The sequence below is a fragment of the Microbispora sp. CA-135349 genome (assembly GCF_050947365.1).
Taxonomy (GTDB): Bacteria; Actinomycetota; Actinomycetes; order Streptosporangiales; family Streptosporangiaceae; genus Microbispora.
Window position 1 is genome coordinate 2869243 of record NZ_CP192001.1, and the last position, 20865, is coordinate 2890107.

Below are 20865 nucleotides of genomic sequence, written 5' to 3' on the forward strand. Positions count from 1 at the left end.
TTTTCATGAAGGCGTTCCCGGCGGTCCTGTTCGACGAGGCGCACAGCGAGGCGTGGACGATCCGGCGAGAGGTCGCCGAGTCGATGAATCCCGCCCACCCCGACGACAACAGCTACGCGGAGGCCGCCGGGGCGCTGCGGCGGCTCGGCCACACGGTGCGCGCGCACACCGAGGGGCCGGTCACCCCGGACGTGCTGGCCGGATGTGACGTCTTCGTGGTCGCGCACCCCTCGGCCGGGCGCTGGGAGCGCACCACCGGGGTCGGCAGCCCGGTCTTCGCCGCCGGGGAGATCGACGCCATCGAGGCGTACGTCGCGGGCGGCGGCGGGCTCATCGTGCTGGCCGAGCACGAGCAGGAGAAGTACGGCAGCAACCTGGCCGACCTGCTCGCCCGCTTCGGGGTGACGGTCGAGCACACGACCGTGCAGGACCCCGGGAACTGCCACAACAAGGTCGCCACCTGGATCCTCGGCGCTCCCTCCGGACAGGCCGTGACAGGGCAGGCCGTGACAGGGCAGGCCGTGACAGGGCGGGGCGGCGTCGCCCAGGACCTGCTGGCCGAGGTCCGCCGCGCCTGCTTCTACCGCGCGGGCACGCTCGGCGTGCCGGCCGGGGCGAGCGTCCTGTTCGAGACCTCCGCGTCCGCCGACCCGGCGTCCGCCCCGCTGGTGGCCGCCGTACGGCACGGCAGGGGGCGCGTGGTCGTCCTAGCCGACTCCGACCTGTTCGGCGACGACTCGATCCGCGACTACGACCACGAGAAGCTGTGGGGCAACCTGGTGACCTGGGCCGCCCGCGTGCCCGAGGCGTCCGGGGCCGCGCGCGCGTCCCGCCCCGAGCTGGCGGAGGAGTTCGCCCGGCTGAAGGCCGCCGTCGAGCGGCTGCGCCCCCTCCAGGCCAAGGACGGCTCCGTCACCGGCGACCACGACGAGGCCGTGGCGTGCATCAGCGAGATCGTCGACGGCATCGCCCGGCTCGCGCCGCACTTCCCGCACGACGCCGAGTATCTCGACGCGGTGATGAAGGACTTCCGCGCGTGGGTGGCGGCCGGGCTCGGCAAGCCCGACTTCCTCGACTCGCTGAACGTCTTCCACCCCGACGCCCAGCGGGTCGACGGCCTGGAGCACCTGGTCGTCTTCCCGATGTACACCCAGAACGGCAACCCCAACCGCAACGTCGAGGCGGTCTGGATCCGGGTCGTGTGGCCCGAGTGGCTGGCCGAGCTGGAGCGGAACGGCTACGACAACCCGATGTTCGTGCCGATCACGTTCGTCGACTTCACCTCCGGCTACGACACCAACTCGGCCGTGCTGTTCCCCGAGACCGTGGTCGTGCGCGAGACCCCGCCGCGCTTCACCTGGGGCGGCATCTTCTGCGACCGCGAGGCGGCCCGGTTCCGCCGGGTCAGCGAGGCCGCCGCGGCCACGCTGAAGCTGGAGCTGCCGCCGGACGCCGCCAGGCTGCTGGCGTCGCAGGACCTCGCCCAGGACACGTTCGTGCTGTGGGACCTCGTCCACGACCGCACGCACAGCCACGGCGACCTGCCGTTCGACCCCTTCATGATCAAGCAGCGCATGCCGTACTGGCTCTACAGCCTGGAGGAGCTGCGCTGCGACCTCACGGCGTACGGCGAGGCCGTGAAGCTGGAGGCGGCGGGCGTGCCGCACGCGCGGTACGTGCAGTACGCCATCCTGTTCGACCGGCTCTTCCGCTTCCCGATCACGGGTGAGCGGGTGCGCAACTACGACGGGCTCGGCGGCCAGCTGCTGTTCGCCTACCTGCACCGGCAGGGCGTCGTGCGATGGACCGACAACCGGCTTACGATCGACTGGTCGCGGGTCGCCGACGGCGTCGCCGACCTGCGCGGCGAGGTGGAGAAGCTCTACCGCGACGGCATCGACCGGTCCAAGCGCGCCCACTGGCTCGCCGCCCACGAGCTGGTCGCCACGTACGTCGAGCCCGACCCGGCCTCGGTGTGGAAGCAGGGCGTCCACGCGCTGCCCGCCGAGCAGAAGGCCATGGTCGACGCCGTGCTGCCCGACGAGTTCCCGCTGAGCATGTTCTACGAGGCCCTGCGCCGTAAGCTCACCGACGTGGTGGAGTCGACCCGGGGCATCCGGGCGTGAGCGGGGACCCGCGTGGACGAGATCGGGAGGAGCGTGCGATGAGCAGGGTGATCGTGGTCACGGGGGCGGGCGGCCCGGCCGGCCGCGCCGTCGTCGGGAAGTTCACCGAGCTCGGCGACACGGTCGTCGGCGTGGACAAGTCCGGCGCCGAGGGATGCTTGGCCGTCGACCTGCTCGACCGGGACGCCGTACGCGGCCTGGCCGAGCGGGTGCGGGCCGAGCACGGCCGGGTGGACGGCGTCGTCCATCTGGTCGGCGGCTGGCGCGGGTCGAAGACCTTCGCCGGCACCTCGCTCGACGACTGGGACCTGCTGCACGACCTGCTGATCAGGACCCTGCAGCACGTGTCGCTGGAGTTCGAGCCGCTGCTGCGGGAGAGCGGCGACGGCCGCTTCGTGATCGTGTCGGCGCGGGCGGCCCAGAAGCCGACGCAGGGCGGCGCGGCGTACGCGGCCGCGAAGGCCGCCGCCGAGGCGTGGACGCTGTCGCTGGCCGACGCGCTGAAGGACACCTCCGCCGCCGCGGTGGTCCTGGTGGTGAACGCGTTGGTGCACGATGAGATGAGGGCCGCGAACCCGGACAAGCCGTATCGGACCTTCACCGACGTGAAGGACCTGGCCGCGGCGGTCGCGGGCCTGTGGGACGAGGTGCCCGCGGCGGTCAACGGCCGCAGGATCGACCTCACACCCTGATCTACGCTGCCGATCCGGCTTCACGGCCGGCCTGCTCGGGCCGGCCGCGGAGCCTGAAACCGCGATGGAGAGACATCTCGTGACAACCGATGCCGTGCGCCGGCACGACCCGGCGAGCCGGACGTTCGCCAGCGACAACTACGCCGGGGTGCACCCCGAGATCCTCGAGGCGATCGCCCTCGCCAACGGCGGACACCAGGTCTCCTACGGCGACGACGTCTACACCGAGGCGGTGCGGGGCGTCTTCCGGAGGCACTTCGGCGAGCAGGCCGAGGTGTTCCCCGTGTTCAACGGCACGGCGGCCAACGTCGTGTCGCTGCGCTCGATGTGCGCCCACTGGGAGGCCGTGGTCTGCCCGGAGAGCGCGCACATCAACACCGACGAGGGCGGCGCGCCCGAGGTCACCGGCCGGCTGAAGCTGCTGACCGTGCCGACTCCGGACGGCAAGCTCACGCCGGACCTGATCGACCGGCAGGCGTGGGGCTTCGGCGACGTGCACCGGGCGCAGCCGCGGGTCGTGTCGATCTCCAACGCGACCGAGCTGGGCACGCTCTACACCCCGGCCGAGATCAAGGCGATCTGCGACCACGCCCACGAGCTGGGAATGTTCGTCCACCTCGACGGTTCGCGGATCACCAACGCCGCCGCGGCCCTGGACGTCCCGCTGCGCGCCCTGATCACGGACGCGGGGGTCGACGTGCTGTCGTTCGGCGGCACCAAGATCGGGCTGCTGCTGGGCGAGGCCGTCGTCGTGCTGAACCCGGAGGCGTCGCGGGGCCTGCCCTACCTGCGCAAGACGAGCATGCAGCTCGCCTCCAAGATGCGCTTCGTGTCGGTGCAGTTCGAGGCCCTGCTCGGGGGCGACCTGTGGCTGCGCAACGCCCGCCGGGCCAACGCCATGGCCCGGCGGCTCGCGGACGCCGTACGGGACCTGCCCCGGGTGAGCGTGCCGCGCCCGGTCGAGGCCAACGCGGTCTTCGCGGTCCTGCCGGCCGACGTGGCCGACCGGCTGCGCAAGCGGTTCCGGTTCTACAACTGGAACGAGCAGGTCGGCGGGGGCATGGTCGAGGTGCGGTGGATGTGCGCCTTCGACACCACCGAGGCCGACGTGGACGCGTTCGCCGCGGCGCTCGCCGAGGAACTGCGCGCCTGATCGTGACCGGCGGCCGGGCCGGTCACCGCGCTGGCGTTCAGGCGGCGCCTGGGCCGGCGGCCGGTGGGAGGCCCGGCTCGCGGGGAGCCTCCTGGATGGGCCAGGCGATGTCGTCGACCGCCAGAAACGGCTCGCCCGCCACGCGCGCCGGGGTCACCCCGATGAAGGCCATGACGTCCCGGTGCCGGTGGGACTGGTCGGCGTATCCGGTCTCCACCGCCACCCGGGCCGCGCTCGCGCCCGCGACCAGGCGGTGGGCGGCGTGGTCGAAGCGGACCAGCGTCGCGGCGCGTTTGGGCGGCAGGCCGATTTGCGTGTGGAACCGGGACCACAGGCGCTTACGGCTCCATCCCACTCCGGCGGCCAGCCGGTCGACCCGGACCAGGCCGCGGCCCGCGACGATCCGGCGCCAGGCCCACGTCACCTCCGGATCCACCGGCGGCCCCGCCTCGCACCGGCGGGCGAGCAGCGCGCCGGTCAGCGCGAAGCGGTCCTCCCAGGAGGAGACATCGGCCAGTCGCTCACGGATCTGTGACGCCTCCCGGCCCCACAGGTCGTCGAGGGCCACCACGGCGCCGTCGAGGCCGGCGGTAGGACGGCCCCCGCGACGCCCCGGCACTCCTGCTGATCCACGGGTCCGCCTCCTCGACCCGTTCGTGGGACCGTCTGGTTCCGCTGCTGACCGGTTCGCACCACGTCATCCGAATCGACCTGCTCGGGCACGGCCGGTCGGCCAAACCGGCCGGCCCGAGCTACGCGACCACGGAGCAGGGGCGCCGGGTCGGCGCGGCACTGGACCGGTTCGGCGTCGAGCGCGCGATCGTGGCCGGTCATTCCAGCGGCGGCGTGGTCGCCACCGCTCTCGCCGAGCGACGACCCGACCTGGTTACCGCGCTCGCGCTCATCAACACCGGACCCGGCATGGACGCCTTCATCGCATCGGGGTCCGCCGCGATCGCACCGTCGCAATGGCCGCCGACCGACGAGCAGATCCGCCGGTTCGCGAGCACCGGTTTCAGCCGCGCGGGCTATCAGATTCCACGGGAGCTGCTGGACGAGGTGCGCATGATGACCTACCACACGCTCACCGCCACAATGCAGGGCGTTCGCCGCGGACCGCCGGCCCGCTGCTGGCCTTCACCGCGATCCACGCCGCGCGGGCGGACTGAACGAGACCGCCGGACCGGCCGGAGAGGATCACGGCGCGGGGAGCGGCTGGGCTCCCCGCTGGGCCAGCAGCTCCTTCATCGTGCGGATCTCGGCGTTCTGCCCGTCCACGATGTGCTGGGCGAGGGCGCGCACCTCGTCGCGGTCCGACAGCTTGAGCAGGCCCTCGGCCATCTCCACGCCGCCCTGGTGATGGCGGATCATGAGCTGGAGGAACAGGATCTCCGCGTCCCTGCCCGTGGCCTGGCTGAGCCGGTTCATCTCCTCCTGCGTCGCCATGCCGGGCATCGTCCCGGGCGTCGCGGCGGACATGGCCGCCCCGCCGTGCCCGTGCCCGGACATCCAGGCCATCGCCGGGCGGTCGGAGCTCTGGTCCAGGCCCCACTGCTGGAGCCAGCCCATGAAAATTCCACGCTGCGTGCTCTGCGTCGTGATGATGTCGTACGCCAGGCTGCGCAGCGGCCCGTCGGACGTCTTGTCCCTGAGGGCGAAGGACATCTCCACGGCTTGGGCGTGGTGCACTCCCATGTCTCTGGCGAACCCGGCCTCGGGGGACGCGTCACCCGGCGTTCCCGACCTGGTGAAGAACACCACGAGCGCCGCCGCCGCGAGGAGGACGGCGACCAGCCCGAGGACGGGGAAGGGGCGCCGGGCCGGTGGAGCGGTCTCCGGCGGAGCGTCGATGTCAGTGCTCATCGCCCACAGGCTACTCGCCACGGCTGTCGCCCTGCCCGGAGCGATACCTTTAGCCACTATTCTCCATACGCAGCGGGGGTGTAAGTAATTTGCGGATGGAGGAGCGATGACCAAGGAGAAGACGCAGGCGAGGCGTGAGCACCTCGCCCGTATGCGCGCCGATCAGAAGCGCAAGGAGCGGCGCGCTGCGCTTCTCATGTGGGGGATAGGCGGCCTCGTGATCGTCGTCCTTGTCGCCCTCGTCGCGGTGTACGTGGTCAACGACCGCTCGGCCAAGTCGCTGAGCGCGGTCAAGACGTTCACCTACAAGGGCTCCGACCACTCCTGGAACAAGGTCTCCTACAAGGAGACTCCGCCCGTCGGTGGCCAGCACAACTTCTACTGGCAGAACTGCGGCATCTATGACAAGCCCATCCACAACGAGCACGGGGTCCACTCCCTGGAGCACGGCGCGGTGTGGATCACCTACCGCCCCGACCTGCCCAAGGCCGAGGTGGACAAGCTGAAGACCATCGCCTCCGCCGACTACATGCTGCTGAGCCCCTATCCGGGCCTGCCGTCCAAGATCGCCGCCAGCTCCTGGAACCACCAGATCACGCTGGACTCCGCGGACGACCCCCGCCTGAAGGAGTTCGTCAAGAAGTACAAGCAGAACCCGACCACCACTCCCGAGTACGGCGCCTCCTGCTCGGGCGGCATCGGCACGACCGAGGAGCAGCCCCTCCCGCCGCCGCAGGGTGACACCGCGCAGGAGCCGATGCCCAGCACGGCCCCGTCCTCCTGATCGGTCCCACCGCCCGGCCGGGTCCTCCCGGCCGGGCTCTCACGGGACCAGCACGCGGTCCACGGGCACCGACTCCAGCCCGTGCGCCTGGGCCACCGGGCGGCTCGTGAGGTGGCCCTGGTGAGTGCTCAGCCCGAGGGCGAGCGCGGCGTCGGCGGTCAGCGCCTCGCGCCAGCCCAGGTCCGCGATCGCCAGCGCGTACGGCAGGGTGACGTTGGTCAGCGCGTACGTCGAGGTGTGCGGCACCGCCCCCGGCATGTTGGCCACGCAGTAGAACACCGAGCCGTGCACGCGGTAGACCGGGTCGGCGTGCGTGGTCGGCCGGGAGTCCTCGAAACAGCCGCCCTGGTCGATGGAGATGTCCACGAGCACCGATCCCGGCTTCATCCGGGAGACGAGGTCGTTGCTCACCAGGGTCGGCGCCTTGGCGCCCGGCACCAGCACCGCGCCGATGACCAGATCGGCGTCCACCACCGCCCGCTCGACCTCGTACGCGTTGGACGCGACGGTCTGGCAGCCGCCCCGGTAGACGAGGTCGGCGTGGCGTAACCGGTCGACGTCCCGGTCGAGCAGCAGCACCTGGGCTCGCATGCCCATCGCGACCGCGGCCGCGTTCATGCCCGACACGCCCGCGCCGATCACCACCACCTTGGCCGGATAGGTGCCGGGAACGCCGCTCATCAGCACCCCGCGCCCGCCGCCCTGGCGCATCAGGTGGTAGGCGCCCACCTGAGGGGCCAGCCGTCCGGCGACCTCCGACATCGGCGCGAGCAGCGGCAGCGTGCGGTCGGGTTTCTGCACGGTCTCGTACGCGATGCCGGTCACGCCCGACTCCAGCATCGCCCGGGTGCACTGCTCCGAGGCGGCCAGGTGGAGATAGGTGAACAGCACCTGGCCCTTGCGCATCCGGTGGTACTCGTCCGGCACCGGTTCCTTGACCTTCAGGATCAGGTCGCCCTCGGCCCACAGTTCGTCCGCCGTGCCGAGGATGACGGCCCCCGCCGCCGCGAAGTCCTCGTCGGGGATCGCCGACCCCTGCCCTGCGCCCTGTTCGATGAGGACCCGGTGACCCTTGCGTACGAACTCGTTGACCCCCGCGGGTGTGAGCGCGACCCGGTATTCGTGAGTCTTGATCTCTCGGGGAACTCCCACCTTCATGTTTTCACTGTCTGCTCACGATGCCCGTCCGGACATCGGGCAACGGGCAACCATTTGGCGGATATTCATGACAAATTGTCAATTCAGGGGTGCGTTGGCTGGTCCATGGTCGGCCGGTTACCCACGGTTGGCAGACCTCGGTAGGCTCTGCGAGCGGTGTAAGGGATCGAGGTGGGAATGCACAACGCGCCCGTGTCGGGAGACGAGGAACCCGGTCCGTGGCCCGGCGGCCCGGCATCGGGAGCCGAGACGGCGCCCATGCCGAAGCAGGCCGTCCCCGAGGAACGCGGCGGCATGCCCGCCGAGACGTCCGGAGGGTACGACTGGTTCGGCGGCACGAGGGGTGGGCCGGCGGCCGTGGAAGAGACGTCCGTGCTGCCCGGCGTCGCCGACGTCGGGCCGAGTGACCCGTACGGCGGACCCGGCGACCCGCTGAGCGGGCCGGCCGGCCCGCCGCGTGAGCCTGGCGGGCCCGGTGATCCGCTCGGCGTGCCCGGCGGCTCGGGTGAGTACGGTGATCCGCTCGGTGTGCCGCGTGAGCCCGATGGGCTCGGTGATCCGCTCGCTGACCCACTCGGCGTGCCGGGCGAACCCACGGGCCCCCTCGGTGTGCCCGGCGAACCCGGCCCGCTCGGTGTGCCCGGCGACCCCGATGCCTTCGTCGCGATCCCGCCCGTCGAGCCGGTAGAGCCCGTTCCGCCCGCTGTGCCGGACGGTGTGCCGCCCGGTGTGGAGGCCGCGCCGGGTGTTGTGGTTCCGGACGGGACCGCAGGGCCGGGTGACGGGCCACCCGCCTCCACCGGCCCCGTGGAGCCCAGGGCGGCCAGGGGGACGACGATCACTCTCGTCGTGGCCCTCGTGCTGGTGGTCGTGATGTCCGGCGTCCTCGGCGCCGTCGCCGTGCTGATGACCCGCAACCCGGACGCCCCGCCGCTCGCGAAGACGCCTGTGCGCACCCTCCTGACGTCCGTGCACTTCGCCCCGGTCAACGGAGTGGGGCCCGCGCCCTGCACCGGAACCGATGCGATCCCGGACGACAAGGGCAGTAGCTGCTATCAACTCGACCCGGGAGTCACGGTCACGACCGTGCAGAAGATCGAGGAGGTGCCGGACAGCGACGGCACCTACTCGATCCGGCTCGTGCTGTCCCCCTCCAGCAGGGAGCAGATCGCCGCGCTCACCCGCGAGACGGTCAAGCAGCAGCTCGCGATCGTGGTGGGGGAGAAGGTGGTGGCGGCTCCGCGCGTGGCCCAGGAGATCACTCAGGACAGCCTCGGGATCGCGGGCTTCGACAAGGCGCAGGCCGATGCGATCATGGCGCTGCTGACGGGATCCGCCCCCGCCGGGCAGCAGAACCCGGCCGTCTCGCCCTCCGCCCCTGCCGCCGGTCAGCCCGGTGGAACCCAGCCCGACGGGACTCAGCAGGGCGGCACTCAGCCCGGCGGCACCCAGCCCGACGGGACTCAGCAGGGCGGCACCCAGCCCGGCGGCAGCCAGCCCGGCGGCAGCCAGCCCGGCGGTACCCAGCCGGGCGGTACCCAGCCGGGCGGTACCCAGCAGGGTGGAACTCAGCAGGGTGGAACTCAGCAGGGTGGAACCCAGCAGGGCGGCCAGGAGACCTTCGGCTGACCCCTACCCCCCGAAAGGGGGGTGGGGGTGCAAGGCGGGTTCAATCGGGGGTCAATCCGGGTGCAAGTAAATCCCTCTAACGTATGGTGCGTGACAGCTCGATGGTTGCGAGGCGCGGTCGCCACGGCCGCGACCGCCGCGTTCATGCTCCCCGCCTCCCCGCTCGCCGCCGCCCCTGCCCTCGCGCACGCCGCGCCGGTTTCCGCCCAGGCTTCGCCGCAGGCCGGGCCCGCACCGGCGACGGTCGCCAAGAAGCTGCTCGACGCGTGGCTGCGCCGGGACCGCCCTGCGGCCTCCCGGGTCGCCACCGCAGGCGCGACCGCCACGCTCTTCTCCTATCCTTTCCGCGCCCCGGACGAGTTCGCGGGCTGCTCGGGCAATGCCTGCCGGTTCGTCCACACCAGCGTGCGTGTGCCCGGCGGGCTGCGCGGGATCTTGATGATCGTGTCGGGCGGCAAGGTCACGAAGGTGTACGGGTCGCGCCACCTCGTCAAGCCGTCCGCCGCCGCCGGGCACCTGTTCGACGCCTGGCGCAGGGGTGACCGCAACCGGGGCCTGGAGGTCGCCACGACCACGGCGGTCAAGACGCTGTTCCGGACGAAGTACGACCCGAAGGGCGTGAAGTACTTCTTCCAGGGCTGCGGATCGGAGCCGAAGGGCTACAGCTGTGCCTACTCCTACGAGGGCGGCGGCATGTTCATGCACGTGCGGGGCTCGAAGAGCCGCGGTTACGAGGTGACCTCCATCGGCTACATCGCGGACTGACCCCAGCCGGCCGGCTCCGGGCCGCGCGTACGACGGCGGTGCTCAGGCGGGCGCGGTCGCGAGGGCGATGTCCTCGGGCCTGATCGGCACGCGGGGGAGATCCAGCCCGGTCGCGGCCCTGACCGCCGCCGCGACCGCCGGAGTCGACGACAGCGTGGGCGGCTCGCCCGCGCCCCGCAGGCCGTACGGCGCGTGAGGGTCGGGGTTCTCCAGGACCGACAGCCGCATCGGCGGCATGTCGAGGATGGTGGGGATCAGATAGTCGGTGAACGACGGGTTGAGCACCCGGCCGTCCCTGACCTGGATCTCCTCCATCAGCGCCAGGCCCAGGCCCTGCGCCGAGCCGCCGTGGATCTGCCCCTCGAGGGCGAGAGGATTGAGGATCTTCCCGACGTCCTGCACGGCGGCCAGTTCGACGACCTTGACCAGGCCCAGCTCGACGTCCACGTCGACCACGGCCCGGTGCACGCACAACGCGAGCTGCGTGTGCGAGTCGCCCCGGCCCGTGACGGGGTCCATCGGGAAGGTGGGCCGGTGGCGGTACTCCCGCGTCTCCTCGACGGGTCCGAACCGCTCCAGCACCTCCACGAGCGACAGGTCCGGATGCGCGGCCCGCAGCGCGTCGAGACGTCCCCGCACCGCCTCGCAGGCCGTCTTGACCGCTCCGCCGGTGACGTACGACTGGCGGGAGGCCGAGGAGGACCCGGCGGAGCCGACCGCGGTGTCCGCCGGGGCGACCGTGACCCGGGCGATCCCGAGCTCCGTACGCGCGATCTGGGCCTGGACGGTCACGAGCCCCTGGCCGACTTCGGCGGCGGCGGTGTGCACGAGGACGTGCGGCTCGTCCCCGGCCGACTCGACCCGCACCCGGGCCGTGGAGTAGTCGTCGAAGCCCTCGGAGAAGCAGATGTTCTTGATGCCGACGCCGTAGCCGACGCCGCGCCGTACCCCCTCGCCGTGCGTGGTCTGCGCGACGCCGCCCGGCAGCGCCCGCAGGTCCGTGGAGGCGGGCGGCGGCAGCGGCATCGCGGCCAGCTCGGCGAGCATGTCCGCGAGCGGCGCGGGGCTGTCGATCTCCTGCCCGGTGGCCAGACGCGACCCCTGCGACACCGCGTTGCGGATGCGGATCTCGACCGGTGACAGCCCGCAGGCCGCCGCGAGCCGGTCCATCTGCGACTCGTACGCGTAGCACGCTTGAACCGCCCCGAACCCGCGCATCGCACCACAGGGCGGGTTGTTCGTGTAGACGCCGTACGCGTCGATCCGGACGTTGCCCACCTCGTACGGCCCGACGCCGAGCGACGCGGCGTTGCCCACCACGGCGGGAGTGGACGAGCAGTAGGCGCCGCCGTCGAGCAGGATCTCCGCCTTGACGTAGACGAGCCGCCCGCCGGCGGTCGCGCCGTGCTCGTAGCGCATCCGCGCCGGATGCCGGTGGACGTGACCGAAGAACGACTCCTCGCGGCCGTACACCATCTTGACCGGGCGGCCGGTCCGCAGCGCCAGCATCGAGGCGTGGACCTGCATCGACAGGTCCTCCCTGGCGCCGAACGCGCCGCCGACCCCGGCGAGCGCCAGCCGCACCTTCTCCTTCGGCAGGCCCAGGCACGGCGCCACCTGGTCCTGGTCGACGTGCAGCCACTGGGTGGCGACGAACAGGTCGACCCCGCCGTCCTCGGCGGGCACGGCCAGACCAGACTCCGGCCCGAGGAACGCCTGGTCCTGCATGCCGACCTCGTACTCGCCGGTGACGACCACCTCGGCCTCGAACGTGTTCCCCACCCTGACCGGCTGGTGCCGTACCACGTTGCCCTCCGGGTGGACGGCGGGACAGGACGGGTCGAAGGCGGCCCGGCGGGGGTCGGTCACCGCCTCGCGCTCCTCGTAGCGCACCACGATCGCGGCGGCGGCGCGGCGCGCGGTCTCCGGATGGTCGGCGGCCACGATCGCCACGGGTTCGCCCTGGTAACGGACCTGGTCGACGGCGAGCACCGGCTGGTCGCGGCGCTCCAGCCCGTAGAACTTCTCGCCGGGCACGTCCTCATGGGTGAGCACGGCGAACACGCCGGGCATCGCGAGCGCGGGACCGGCGTCGATCGCGCGGATCCACGCCGACGGGTGCGGGCTGCGCAGCGTGGCGCCCCAGAGCATGCCCTCCAGCCACAGGTCGGAGGAGTACGCGAACTCCCCGGTCACCTTCAGCGTGCCGTCGGGGCGCGGCGCGCTCTCGCCGAGGCCCGAGCGCCGGCCGGTTTCCGTCGCCGTCTCCGTCGTCATCCGCTGCTCCACGGTCGTAGTAGAGCAACCGGGCGTGGGCCGGGCCTATCGGCGCGGTCATGAAACCCGGCGGCGGGTGGGGTCGATGGTTGTACATATCTCCAAATACGCTGTCCGCGTGCTGTTGCATGATCTGCTCGCCGCCCCGGACCTGCGGCTCACCCTGCTCACGGGCGACGAGCGGCTGGACCGGGAGATCAAGGGCGTGCTCATCACCGACCTGCCCGATCCCCGGCGATACCTGTCGGGCGGCGAACTGGTGCTGACCGGCCTGATGTGGCGCCGGTCGCCCGCGGACTCCGCCCGGTTCGTGGACGCCCTGACCGAGGCCGGCGTGGCCGCGCTCGGCGCGGGCGACGCGCGGCTCGGCATGGTGCCCGACGACCTGGTGGAGGCCTGCCGGGCACGTGGGCTGCCACTGCTCGAAGTGCCCGTCGAGGTGTCGTTCGGAGCCGTCACCGAGCTCGTCGGCAGGCGCGTCGCGGCCGACCAGGCGGGTGACCTGCGCGGCGCGCTCGGACGGCACCGCAGGATCGTCGCGGCGGTGGCCGAAGGGGCCGGGCTCGGTGAGCTGTTCGCCCTGGTCGAGGCCGAGCTCGGCGTCACGGCCGCCGTGGTGTCCGCCTGCGGCACGATCGTCGCGGGCGCCCTGACCGAGGAGCGGGCCGTACGGCTGGCCCGCGACTACCTCACCGCGGTTCGCCTGCCCGTCGTCGTGGACCGCGGCGGGCCGTTCACGCTGTTCGCCGTGGACCGCTCGCACCGGGCCGCCGGCTGGGCCCTGGTCTGCCGGGGCGAGGTCGACGCGGAGATCGGCTACGAGCTGGCGGCGTGCGTCGCCATGGAGCGGACCCGGGCGGAGGAGGGCCGCCGGGTGGAGCGCCGGCTGGCCGAGCAGCTCATCGCGCTGGCCTGCGCGGGCGGCGACCTCGCGGAGCTGTCGGCCCGGCTGCGGACCTGCGGCATCGATCCGGCCGAGCCGTACGCGGTGGTCACCGCCACGGTGAGCAGGCGCGGGGCGACGGACGGCCCGGACCCCGCCCTGCTGGGCGGCCGGGTGCTGGAGGAGCTGCTGGACCGCAGGGTGGTGGCCGCGGCGGGCGCCGACGCGTCGGTGGCGCTCGTCCCGCTGCGCGGCGTCACCCACTGGGGCGACCGCGACGCGCTCGCGGCGGCGTTGCGCGCCCGTACGGCCGTGCTCGCAGGGGGGCTGCCCGCGGTCACCGTGTCGGCCGGGCTCAGCGGCGCGCTGACCGGGCCGCAGGCCATCCGCGGAGGGGTGGAGGAGGCGGGCCACGCCCGGCGCATGGCCGAGGCGCGCGGCGGGGGAGTGGCCACCAGCGACGAGATCTACACGCATGCGTTGCTGCTGGCGACCGTGCCCGGCGACGTGCGCTCGTCGTTCGCCGAGCGGCTGCTGAAGCCGCTGTTCGACTACGACCGGCGGCACGGCGCCGAGCTGGTGCGGACGCTCGGCGCGTTCCTCGACTGCACCGGGTCGTGGAACGCCTGCGCCGAACGGCTGCACGTTCACGTCAACACGGTGCGCTACCGGATCAGGCGGATCGAGGAGCTGACCGGCAAGGATTTGTCGTCCATGGCCGACCGGGTCGACCTGTTCCTCGCCCTGCGCGCCGGCTGAGCCCTGCTTGGTTCTTCGCGCCGATCGGCCGCCCGCGCCGGTCAACCGTCCTCGGCGGCGTTTCCGGCATCCAGGAGGGCCAGTTCCTCGCGTGCGAAGGTCACCCAGTATTCCGCGCCGTACTTCTCCGCAACGGCCAAAGTCTCCCGTAGGTACGCGCGTGCCTCGTCGAACCTGCCCATGAGGCGTTCGGCCTGGCCCAACCGGCCGAGGCATCTCGGTTCCATGGTGCGGGAGTGGTGTTCCCTCATAAGGGCGAGGGCTTTCTCGTAAAGCACCGCCCCGGACTGGGGGTCGTCCTGCCTCAGGTGAACATCGGCCATGCCCATGAGCGCGTTCGACAAATGCATCGCGTCCCCGGCCTCTTTCGCGAGTGTCCCCAACTCGACGTACGCCGCCATGGCGGCAGCCGCATCTCCGAGGCCGAGAAGTGCCGCGCCGGCACATATGAGAGAGTAGCGTTCGCCCACTGCCGCGCCGATCTCCCGCGCGATGCGCAATTGCTCCCGCGCCGACGACAGGGCCTCATCATGCCGCTTCAGCGCGTTGAGCATGTTGGCGAGGTTCCCCAGGGCCCTCATCCTGGAGAAGGTGGCGCCGGACGCGCGCCGCAGGGCCACCTCGGCGCGCTGGTGGACGAGTGCCTCCTCGAAGCGTCCCGCATGGCCCAGGCCGAGGGCGAGGTAACCGTTCGCGAGGGCGGAGATCTCCGGGTCGCCGAGCCGATCGCCCACCTCGAGCGCCTGACGGTTGAGGGTGACGGTGTCGACATGGTGACCCGTGAATTCCAGAGGCCAGTGAAAGGAGAAGCCGAGGTGGGCGCCGGAAGACGCGAGGGAGGGGTTGCGCGACGCCATCGACTGAGCCGCCACGGCGAGGGCGTTGGGGCGTTCACTCTCCAGCCACGCGGCCGCGTGCGCGCTGTCGGCCAGGCTGAACGGCTCGCGCTCGGCGAACTCGTGCGGGGGATGCGTCCGATGAGGGTCGATCAGCTTCATCGCCAGGCGCACGGTCGTTCCGTACAGGCCGAGCACGCGGTCGAGCGCGTCGTCGCGGTCACGCTCGCCCAGACGCCGCTCGGCCAGTTCCATCGCGAAGAGCCGGACCAGGTCATGGAGGCGGAACCGGCCCCGCTCACCGGGCTCGGCCAGATTCGCCCGGACCAGGCGGGCCACGGCTCGCTCGGCCTCGTCCCGCGGCACGTCGAGAAGGGCCGCCACGACCTCGGGTGTGGCGTCCGGCACGTGCAGGACGCCCAGGTGGCACAGGGCCGCGGCCGCCGTCCGGTCGAGCTCGTGCCCGCTCCCCGCCAGCAGGTCGTGGCTGAGCTGGAGGCTGGCGCGCACCGCGAGATCGCCCGACTCGAGCTCGTGCAGCGCCCGCCGTTCGTCGCGCAGCCGGGCGTTCAGCTCGGCCAGGGGCGTGTGGCGGTTCTCCATGAGACGCGCCGCCGCGAGGCGCAGGGCCAGGGGCAGCCCGCCGCACAGGTCCGCCAGCTCGGAGGCGGCGGCAGGGTCGGCGGCGACCCGCTCGGCGCCGATCAGTTTCGCCAGCATGGCGACCGACTCCGAGCGCCGCAACCTGCCGAGGACGAGCTGAACACAGTCGTCGGCCACCGCGAACGACTCCCGGCTCGTGACGAGCAGGGCGTTCCCGGCCGGCAGGCCCAGCAGAGGCCGGACCTGTTCCGGGCCGGCCGCGTCGTCCAGCACGATCAGCGTGTGCCGGCCCGCCAGGCGGTCCCTGAGCATGGTCGCGGCCTCGTCCGGATCGGACGGAACCGCCTTGGGGCGCACGCCGAGGCTCCGCAGCAGCCTGCCGAGCAGGTCGAGGGGGTTCAGCCGCCCGACTCCCGGTGTCGCCCCGAGCAGGTTCAGATACAGCTGGCCGTCCGGATAGTGCTCGCTCACCGCGTGGGCGGCGTGGACGGCGAGCGTCGACTTCCCCGCTCCCGCCGTGCCGGTGACGGCCACCACCGCCTGGGGGGCGCTTCCGTCCCAGGGCGCGAGCAGCGCGCGCAGGCGCACCAGCGTCTCCGTCCGCCCCACGAAGATCTGCGGGTCCCGCGGGAGCTGACGCGGCCGGAGGGCCTCTGCGGGGGCGATGACCGCCGTGGAGGACGGCGCCGCCGTGAGGGAGGGGTCCGCGCGCAGGATGAGCTCGTGGGTCCGCCGCAGGGACTCGCCGGGATCGACGCCGAGACGCTCGGCGAGCAGGAGCCGTATGTCGTGGAAGACCTCCAGCGCCTCGGCCTGCCGTCCGCAGCGGTACAGGGCGAGCATCGTCAGCTCCCTGGCGCGCTCCCGCAGCGGGTCCTCCGTGATCAGCCCGGTCAGCGTCTCCAGGGCCTCGTGGTGCCGGCCCAGCCGCAGCAGCGCGTCGGCGTGGTCCTCCCGCGCCGTCAGGCGCAGTCCCCCCAGCCGGGCCCGTTCGGCCGCGCAGAACGGGCCGGGAAGCCCGCCGAGGGCGGTGCCCGTCCACAGCCCCAGCGCCTCCTCGAGTGCGCGCAGCCAAGCGGGCAGGTCGTCCTCGGCCCGGTGGCGGCGGGCCTGCGCGAGACGCTGCTCGAAGTCCTCGGCGTCGATGCGGCACGCGTCCCTGGCCAGGCTGTAGCCGTTCGCCGAGTGGGTCAGCAGGCTGAACGGCCCGCGCCTGCCCCGGTCCGGTTCGAGCACCCGCCGTAGCCCGGCGATGTAGGTGTAGACGCTCTGCTCGGCCGTCTGCGGAGCGGCGCCGCCCCACAGGTCGCCGATGAGCCGTTCCTTCGGGACGATGCGGCCGGCTCTGGCGGCGAGCACGCACAGGGCGGCCCGCTGCAGCGGCGGTCCCGAGTTCACCTGCCGGTCCTCCATCCAGGCCGTCACCGGCCCGAGGACCCGGAGGCGGAGACCGGTCCGTAACGCACCGTCGCTCGCCATGGTCGGGGGTCCCTCCTTTCGTGGTGTGGCGTTCAGCGGCGGCTGCACACGAGGTGCGCCGGCCGGGGCCGGGCGGAGTCCGGCCGGGGAAAGGCCGCGCGGATGGCCTGCAGTTCGGCCTCCGCCTCGTGGCGGAGTTCGTCGTCCTGCAGGGACCGTGCGATCGCCAGCGCGCTCTGGACATGGGAAAGAGCCTGCTCCGGCTCGCCGAGGAGGCGGTGCGCTCTGCCGAGCAGGGTGAGGGACTGGCACTCCTGGAGCCGGTAGCCGATTTCGAGCGCGCATCGCACGCTGCGCTCCAAGCTGGACTTCGCGCTGAGCGGATCACCACAGTCCAGGTAAAACCTCGCAAGGATCGCCAGGCCCACGGTCTCGTGGTAGCGATCTCGTGCGGCATGGGCGAGCGCGAGCCCCTCGCGCAGCAGACTCAGCGCCTCGGTCAGCTCGCCCAGCTTGACGCATGCCTCGCCCCCGATCAGCAACGAGTGACGCTCACCGACGTCGGAGCCGATCTCCCTGGCGATCACCCGCTGTTTCTCGGTGCATTCGCGCGACTTCGCGTACTGCTCCAGCCTCAGGTGGGTGACGGCCAGGTTGCCCAGCGCGCGCATCTCGCCGAATCGGTCCCCCAGCACGCGTTTGAGCTCCAGCTCGGCCCACTGGTGCGGCATGGCCTCGGCGGCCCTGCCGTAGTGGAGCAGGGCGGAGGCGACCTGACCGTGCGCCAACGACATGACTTCCCGGTCGCCGGTCCGCTCGCCCACGGCCAAGGCCCGCCTGCTCAGATGAAGTTGCTCGGACCGGTGCGCGCCCCTCGACAGCTGCCAGTGGAGCGAGAACCCGACGTAAACTCCCCTGCGCGCGATGTCGTCGTCCTCGCTCACCAGCGCCTGTGACGCGGCCGCGACGACGTTCGCCAGCTCCTCCTCCAGCCAGTTCCTGGCCTCGGCGAGAGAGACGAGCGCGACGGGTCGCTGCGGCACGGCGGGCCAGGGGAGCTGCACGCGGTGCGGGTCCAGCACGGTGCTGGCCTGCCGTGCCGTCGCGCCGTAGAACCCGAGCGCTCGCAGGAGGGCGTCTTTGCGGGCCTCGGGCGCGAGGTGGGTGTCCGCCAGCTCGATCGTGTAGAGCCGTACGAGGTCGTGCATGCGGAACCGGCCGGTGCCCGCGGCCTCCAGCAGATGCGCGCGTACGAGGCGGTCGAGCGCGCGCTCCGCGGCGTCGGCGGGCTCGTCCACGAGGGCGGCCACGACGTGCGCGGTCACATCCGCCACATGGAGAAGGCCGAGGTGGCACAGGACCCGCGCCGCCAGCCGGTCGAGGACCGACTTTCCCCGGGCGAGGCTCTCGTAGCTGAGTTCGAGGCTGGAACGCACGGCCGTCTTGCCCGCCTCCAGCTCGTGCAGCGTCCGACGCCGGTCCTCCAGCCGGTCGGCCAGCTCCGTGGGCGTCCACTGCGGCCGGTCCATGAGCCGTGCGGCCGCCAGGCGCAGGGCCAGGGGCAGCCCCCCGCACAGGTCGGCCAGGCGGGCCGCAGCCGCCGGGTCGGCCGCGATCCGCTCGGCCCCCACGAGCTTCGCGAGCACGGTGACGGCCTCCGACCGCAGCATCCTGCCGAGGACGAGCTGGACGCAGTCGTCGGTCACCGCGAACGACTCCCGGCTCGTGATCAGCACGCTGGTGCCGGCCGGCAGACCCAGGAGAGCGCGGACCTGCTCGGGCCCCGCCGCGTCGTCGAGCAGGATGAGGGTCCTGCGCCCCTCCAGCCGGTCGCGCAGCATCGCGGCGGCCTCGTCCGCGTCGGGCGGCACGGCCTCGCTGGGCAGCCCCAGGGCGCGCAGGAGCCTGCCGAGCACGTCGATCGGCTTCAGCCGCTCCACACCCGGAGTCGCCCCCAGGAGATTCACGTAGAGCTGACCGTCCGGGAAGGCGTGGACGGCGGCGTGGGCGGCGTGGACGGCCAGGGCGGACTTTCCCGCTCCCGGGGCGCCGGTGATGGCGATCACCGCCTGCGGGGCGCCGCCGTCCCAGGGGGCGAGCAGCGATCGCAGCCGCACCACCTCCTCGGCACGGCCGACGAAGCCGCTCACGGCGCGGGGCAACTGGCGCGGGGGACGGGAGGACCGCGCGTCGGAGGCGGCCGCGCCCGCCTGGTTGAGCGAGGGATCGGCCCGCAGGATCAGCTCGTACCGTTCCCGCAGCGTCTCGCCGGGATCGACCCCGAGCCGCTCCGCGAGGAGCCGTTTGATGTCCATGTACGTGTGCAGGGCGTCGGCCTGCCTGCCGCACCGGTAGAGCGCGAGCATGAGCAGGTCGCGGGCGCGTTCCCGCAGGGGTGCCTCGCCGACGAGCTCGGTCAGGGCGGCCGCCGCCTCCTGGTGCAGGTTCAGGCGGAGCAGCACCTCGGCGCGGTCCTCACGCGCGGCCAGGCGCAACTCCTCGAGGCGGGCCCGCTCCGCCTGGGCGAACGGACCGGGGACGCCGCACAGGGCGGGGCCCGACCAGCACCCCACGGCGGCGTTCAGGGCGCGGAGGCAGCCGCGCAGGTCGCCGTCGCCGTCCAGCCGGCGGGCTTCGGCCAGACGGCGCTCGAAGTCCTCGACGTCCACCTCCACCGGCCCGCGGGCCAGGACGTATCCGCCCGACCGGGACAGCAGGACCGAGTAGGAACCCCGCCGGCCCCCCTGCGGCTCCAGGATCCGCCGCAGCCCGGCGATGTAGGTGTAAACGCTCTGCTCGGCGGTGTTCGGCGGGCGTTCCCCCCAGAGCCCGCTGATCAGTGCCTCCTTGGTCGCGACCTGTCCCATGTGCGCGGCGAGCATGCACAGGGCCGCGCGCTGCAGAGGAGGCCCGAGGTCGACGCTCCGCCCATCCCTCCACGCGGCGAGGGGCCCGAGCATCCGCAGGCGGCAGGGCGAGTGCCCGGACGTTTTACGCTCATTCGCGCTATCCATACGTCTGAACTCCACCTGGTAACGGCGCCGATGCATTCTGTGGGTGACCGGGGTCGGGTGAAATGGCGCTCGCACGCCGAGCACGCGCGATGAGTCGCCGCTGCACTCGTCGCAACTGCACCCCGGCTGTTCCCCCAAAACTGTGGCTTCGCGATGACATCCCCGTGTTCGCCGGTCATCGGGCACGTCGTTGGACCCTTCCGGCAGAGCATCAAATATGCCATCTTCCATCTAGATATCGTCTAGACGCTTCCGGCAATGCGCCAGTCCCGGTTGGCCCGGAGTTTTCTACTGCCTGGTAAGCCCGCCGGTCACATCGTTTGACCTGCCCGGATGACCTGAGTGGGGGTTACGGGTCGCGGTTGTGGGACGACCCGGTGCCGCAGCGGGAGCGTTACCCGGTGACTGCCGTCCTGGCCGGGACCGGCAGTCACCGGGCAGTGGTCACCGCATGCTCTGACCCCGGCTGACCAGTCCTGATCCGAGCAGGTCTCGTGTTCTCGATCTCGCCTGCCTCGGGATCGGCGCCGCCGGATGTACGGACGCGAAATTGCGGGGGAACGATTCGCGCGAATAGGCACGTTCGCCCGTTGTGTGACGATCTGGTGTGTCCGCACGGCTTTCATGCCGGGGTTGCGAGCGGGCCTACCGGCCGCCGTCGAAGATATGGGCCGGCGGTCGCCTCCACTGTTCCCGTGACAGTCGGAGCCGGCGGAGAAGCCGGAGGACGCGCTAGGGCATCACGCCCTCGCGTGATCCGAGTCGCGTCCCCGCGGGCACCCGCGCTCGCTCGTATTGGTTTCCGGGACCGCCACAAGTCGGCGTGGCGGTCGGGAATTCTGGCAAATATCCTGGAATTGGCGCGCATGTACCGGGTATTCGAAAAAGCGGTCGTTTCATGTGG

The 20865-nt window shown here is 72.2% G+C and carries 13 protein-coding genes and 1 pseudogene; 8 read left to right on the forward strand and 6 right to left on the reverse strand.

The genetic code is table 11. The annotated features are described in order from the left end of the window. The first annotated feature begins 5 nt into the window (after window positions 1–5). The 3 genes from ACQPZZ_RS13515 to ACQPZZ_RS13525 all read left to right on the forward strand — a co-directional run bounded on the left by ACQPZZ_RS13515 (window position 6) and on the right by ACQPZZ_RS13525 (window position 3971). Complete coding sequence (locus ACQPZZ_RS13515; protein ID WP_432932062.1) at window positions 6–2126, forward strand: DUF6421 family protein; 2121 nt, start codon at window positions 6–8, stop codon at window positions 2124–2126. Window positions 2127–2164: 38 nt separating this feature from the next. Beyond that, window positions 2165–2818, forward strand: coding sequence for an SDR family NAD(P)-dependent oxidoreductase (locus ACQPZZ_RS13520; RefSeq protein ID WP_432932064.1), 654 nt, complete (start codon window positions 2165–2167; stop codon window positions 2816–2818). A gap of 64 nt (window positions 2819–2882) precedes the next feature. Continuing rightward, window positions 2883–3971, forward strand: coding sequence for a threonine aldolase family protein (locus tag ACQPZZ_RS13525; protein ID WP_432932066.1), 1089 nt, complete (start codon window positions 2883–2885; stop codon window positions 3969–3971). A 37-nt stretch (window positions 3972–4008) separates the two neighbouring features. Here the strand turns inward: ACQPZZ_RS13525 and ACQPZZ_RS13530 are convergent, their stop codons facing one another. Then, window positions 4009–4590: a helix-turn-helix domain-containing protein gene (locus ACQPZZ_RS13530; RefSeq protein WP_432932068.1), complete on the reverse strand. Its 582-nt coding sequence runs from the start codon at window positions 4588–4590 to the stop codon at window positions 4009–4011. A gap of 47 nt (window positions 4591–4637) precedes the next feature. On the opposite strand from ACQPZZ_RS13530, the pseudogene ACQPZZ_RS13535 reads away from it, so the two are divergent. Next, a pseudogene (locus ACQPZZ_RS13535) lies at window positions 4638–5183 on the forward strand (alpha/beta fold hydrolase); the annotation flags it as partial. On the opposite strand, the gene ACQPZZ_RS13540 reads toward ACQPZZ_RS13535, so the two are convergent. Beyond that, a complete protein-coding gene (locus ACQPZZ_RS13540) occupies window positions 5169–5834 on the reverse strand; it encodes a DUF305 domain-containing protein (protein WP_432932070.1) in 666 nt (221 codons plus the stop codon). The pseudogene ACQPZZ_RS13535 and the gene ACQPZZ_RS13540 sit on opposite strands and share 15 nt — an antisense overlap. Before the next feature lie 106 nt (window positions 5835–5940). On the opposite strand from ACQPZZ_RS13540, the gene ACQPZZ_RS13545 reads away from it, so the two are divergent. After that, entirely contained in the window at window positions 5941–6618 is a 678-nt protein-coding gene (locus ACQPZZ_RS13545) for a DUF3105 domain-containing protein (protein ID WP_432932072.1), read from the forward strand. A gap of 39 nt (window positions 6619–6657) precedes the next feature. On the opposite strand, the gene ald is transcribed toward ACQPZZ_RS13545, so the two are convergent. Continuing rightward, window positions 6658–7776, reverse strand: a complete 1119-nt coding sequence (gene ald, locus ACQPZZ_RS13550; RefSeq protein WP_363646067.1) for an alanine dehydrogenase — start codon at window positions 7774–7776, stop codon at window positions 6658–6660. Between the two features lie 177 nt (window positions 7777–7953). Between ald and ACQPZZ_RS13555 the strand changes: the two genes are divergently transcribed. Then, on the forward strand, window positions 7954–9405 hold the full coding sequence (locus ACQPZZ_RS13555; RefSeq protein WP_432934378.1) for a SecDF P1 head subdomain-containing protein: 1452 nt from the start codon (window positions 7954–7956) through the stop codon (window positions 9403–9405). A 90-nt stretch (window positions 9406–9495) separates the two neighbouring features. Then, a complete protein-coding gene (locus tag ACQPZZ_RS13560; protein ID WP_432932074.1) occupies window positions 9496–10170 on the forward strand; it encodes a hypothetical protein in 675 nt (224 codons plus the stop codon). A 42-nt stretch (window positions 10171–10212) separates the two neighbouring features. Here ACQPZZ_RS13560 and ACQPZZ_RS13565 read toward each other — a convergent pair whose 3' ends face one another. After that, window positions 10213–12447, reverse strand: a complete 2235-nt coding sequence (locus tag ACQPZZ_RS13565; RefSeq protein ID WP_432932076.1) for a molybdopterin cofactor-binding domain-containing protein — start codon at window positions 12445–12447, stop codon at window positions 10213–10215. Window positions 12448–12565: 118 nt separating this feature from the next. On the opposite strand from ACQPZZ_RS13565, the gene ACQPZZ_RS13570 reads away from it, so the two are divergent. Next, complete coding sequence (locus tag ACQPZZ_RS13570) at window positions 12566–14089, forward strand: PucR family transcriptional regulator (RefSeq protein WP_432932078.1); 1524 nt, start codon at window positions 12566–12568, stop codon at window positions 14087–14089. A 41-nt stretch (window positions 14090–14130) separates the two neighbouring features. Here the strand turns inward: ACQPZZ_RS13570 and ACQPZZ_RS13575 are convergent, their stop codons facing one another. Further along, window positions 14131–17007, reverse strand: coding sequence for a BTAD domain-containing putative transcriptional regulator (locus ACQPZZ_RS13575; RefSeq protein ID WP_432932080.1), 2877 nt, complete (start codon window positions 17005–17007; stop codon window positions 14131–14133). 32 nt (window positions 17008–17039) lie between these two features. Next, window positions 17040–19961 carry a BTAD domain-containing putative transcriptional regulator gene (locus ACQPZZ_RS13580; RefSeq protein ID WP_432932082.1) on the reverse strand — a complete coding sequence of 974 codons (2922 nt, stop codon included), beginning with the start codon at window positions 19959–19961 and terminating at the stop codon, window positions 17040–17042. Window positions 19962–20865: the final 904 nt, after the last annotated feature.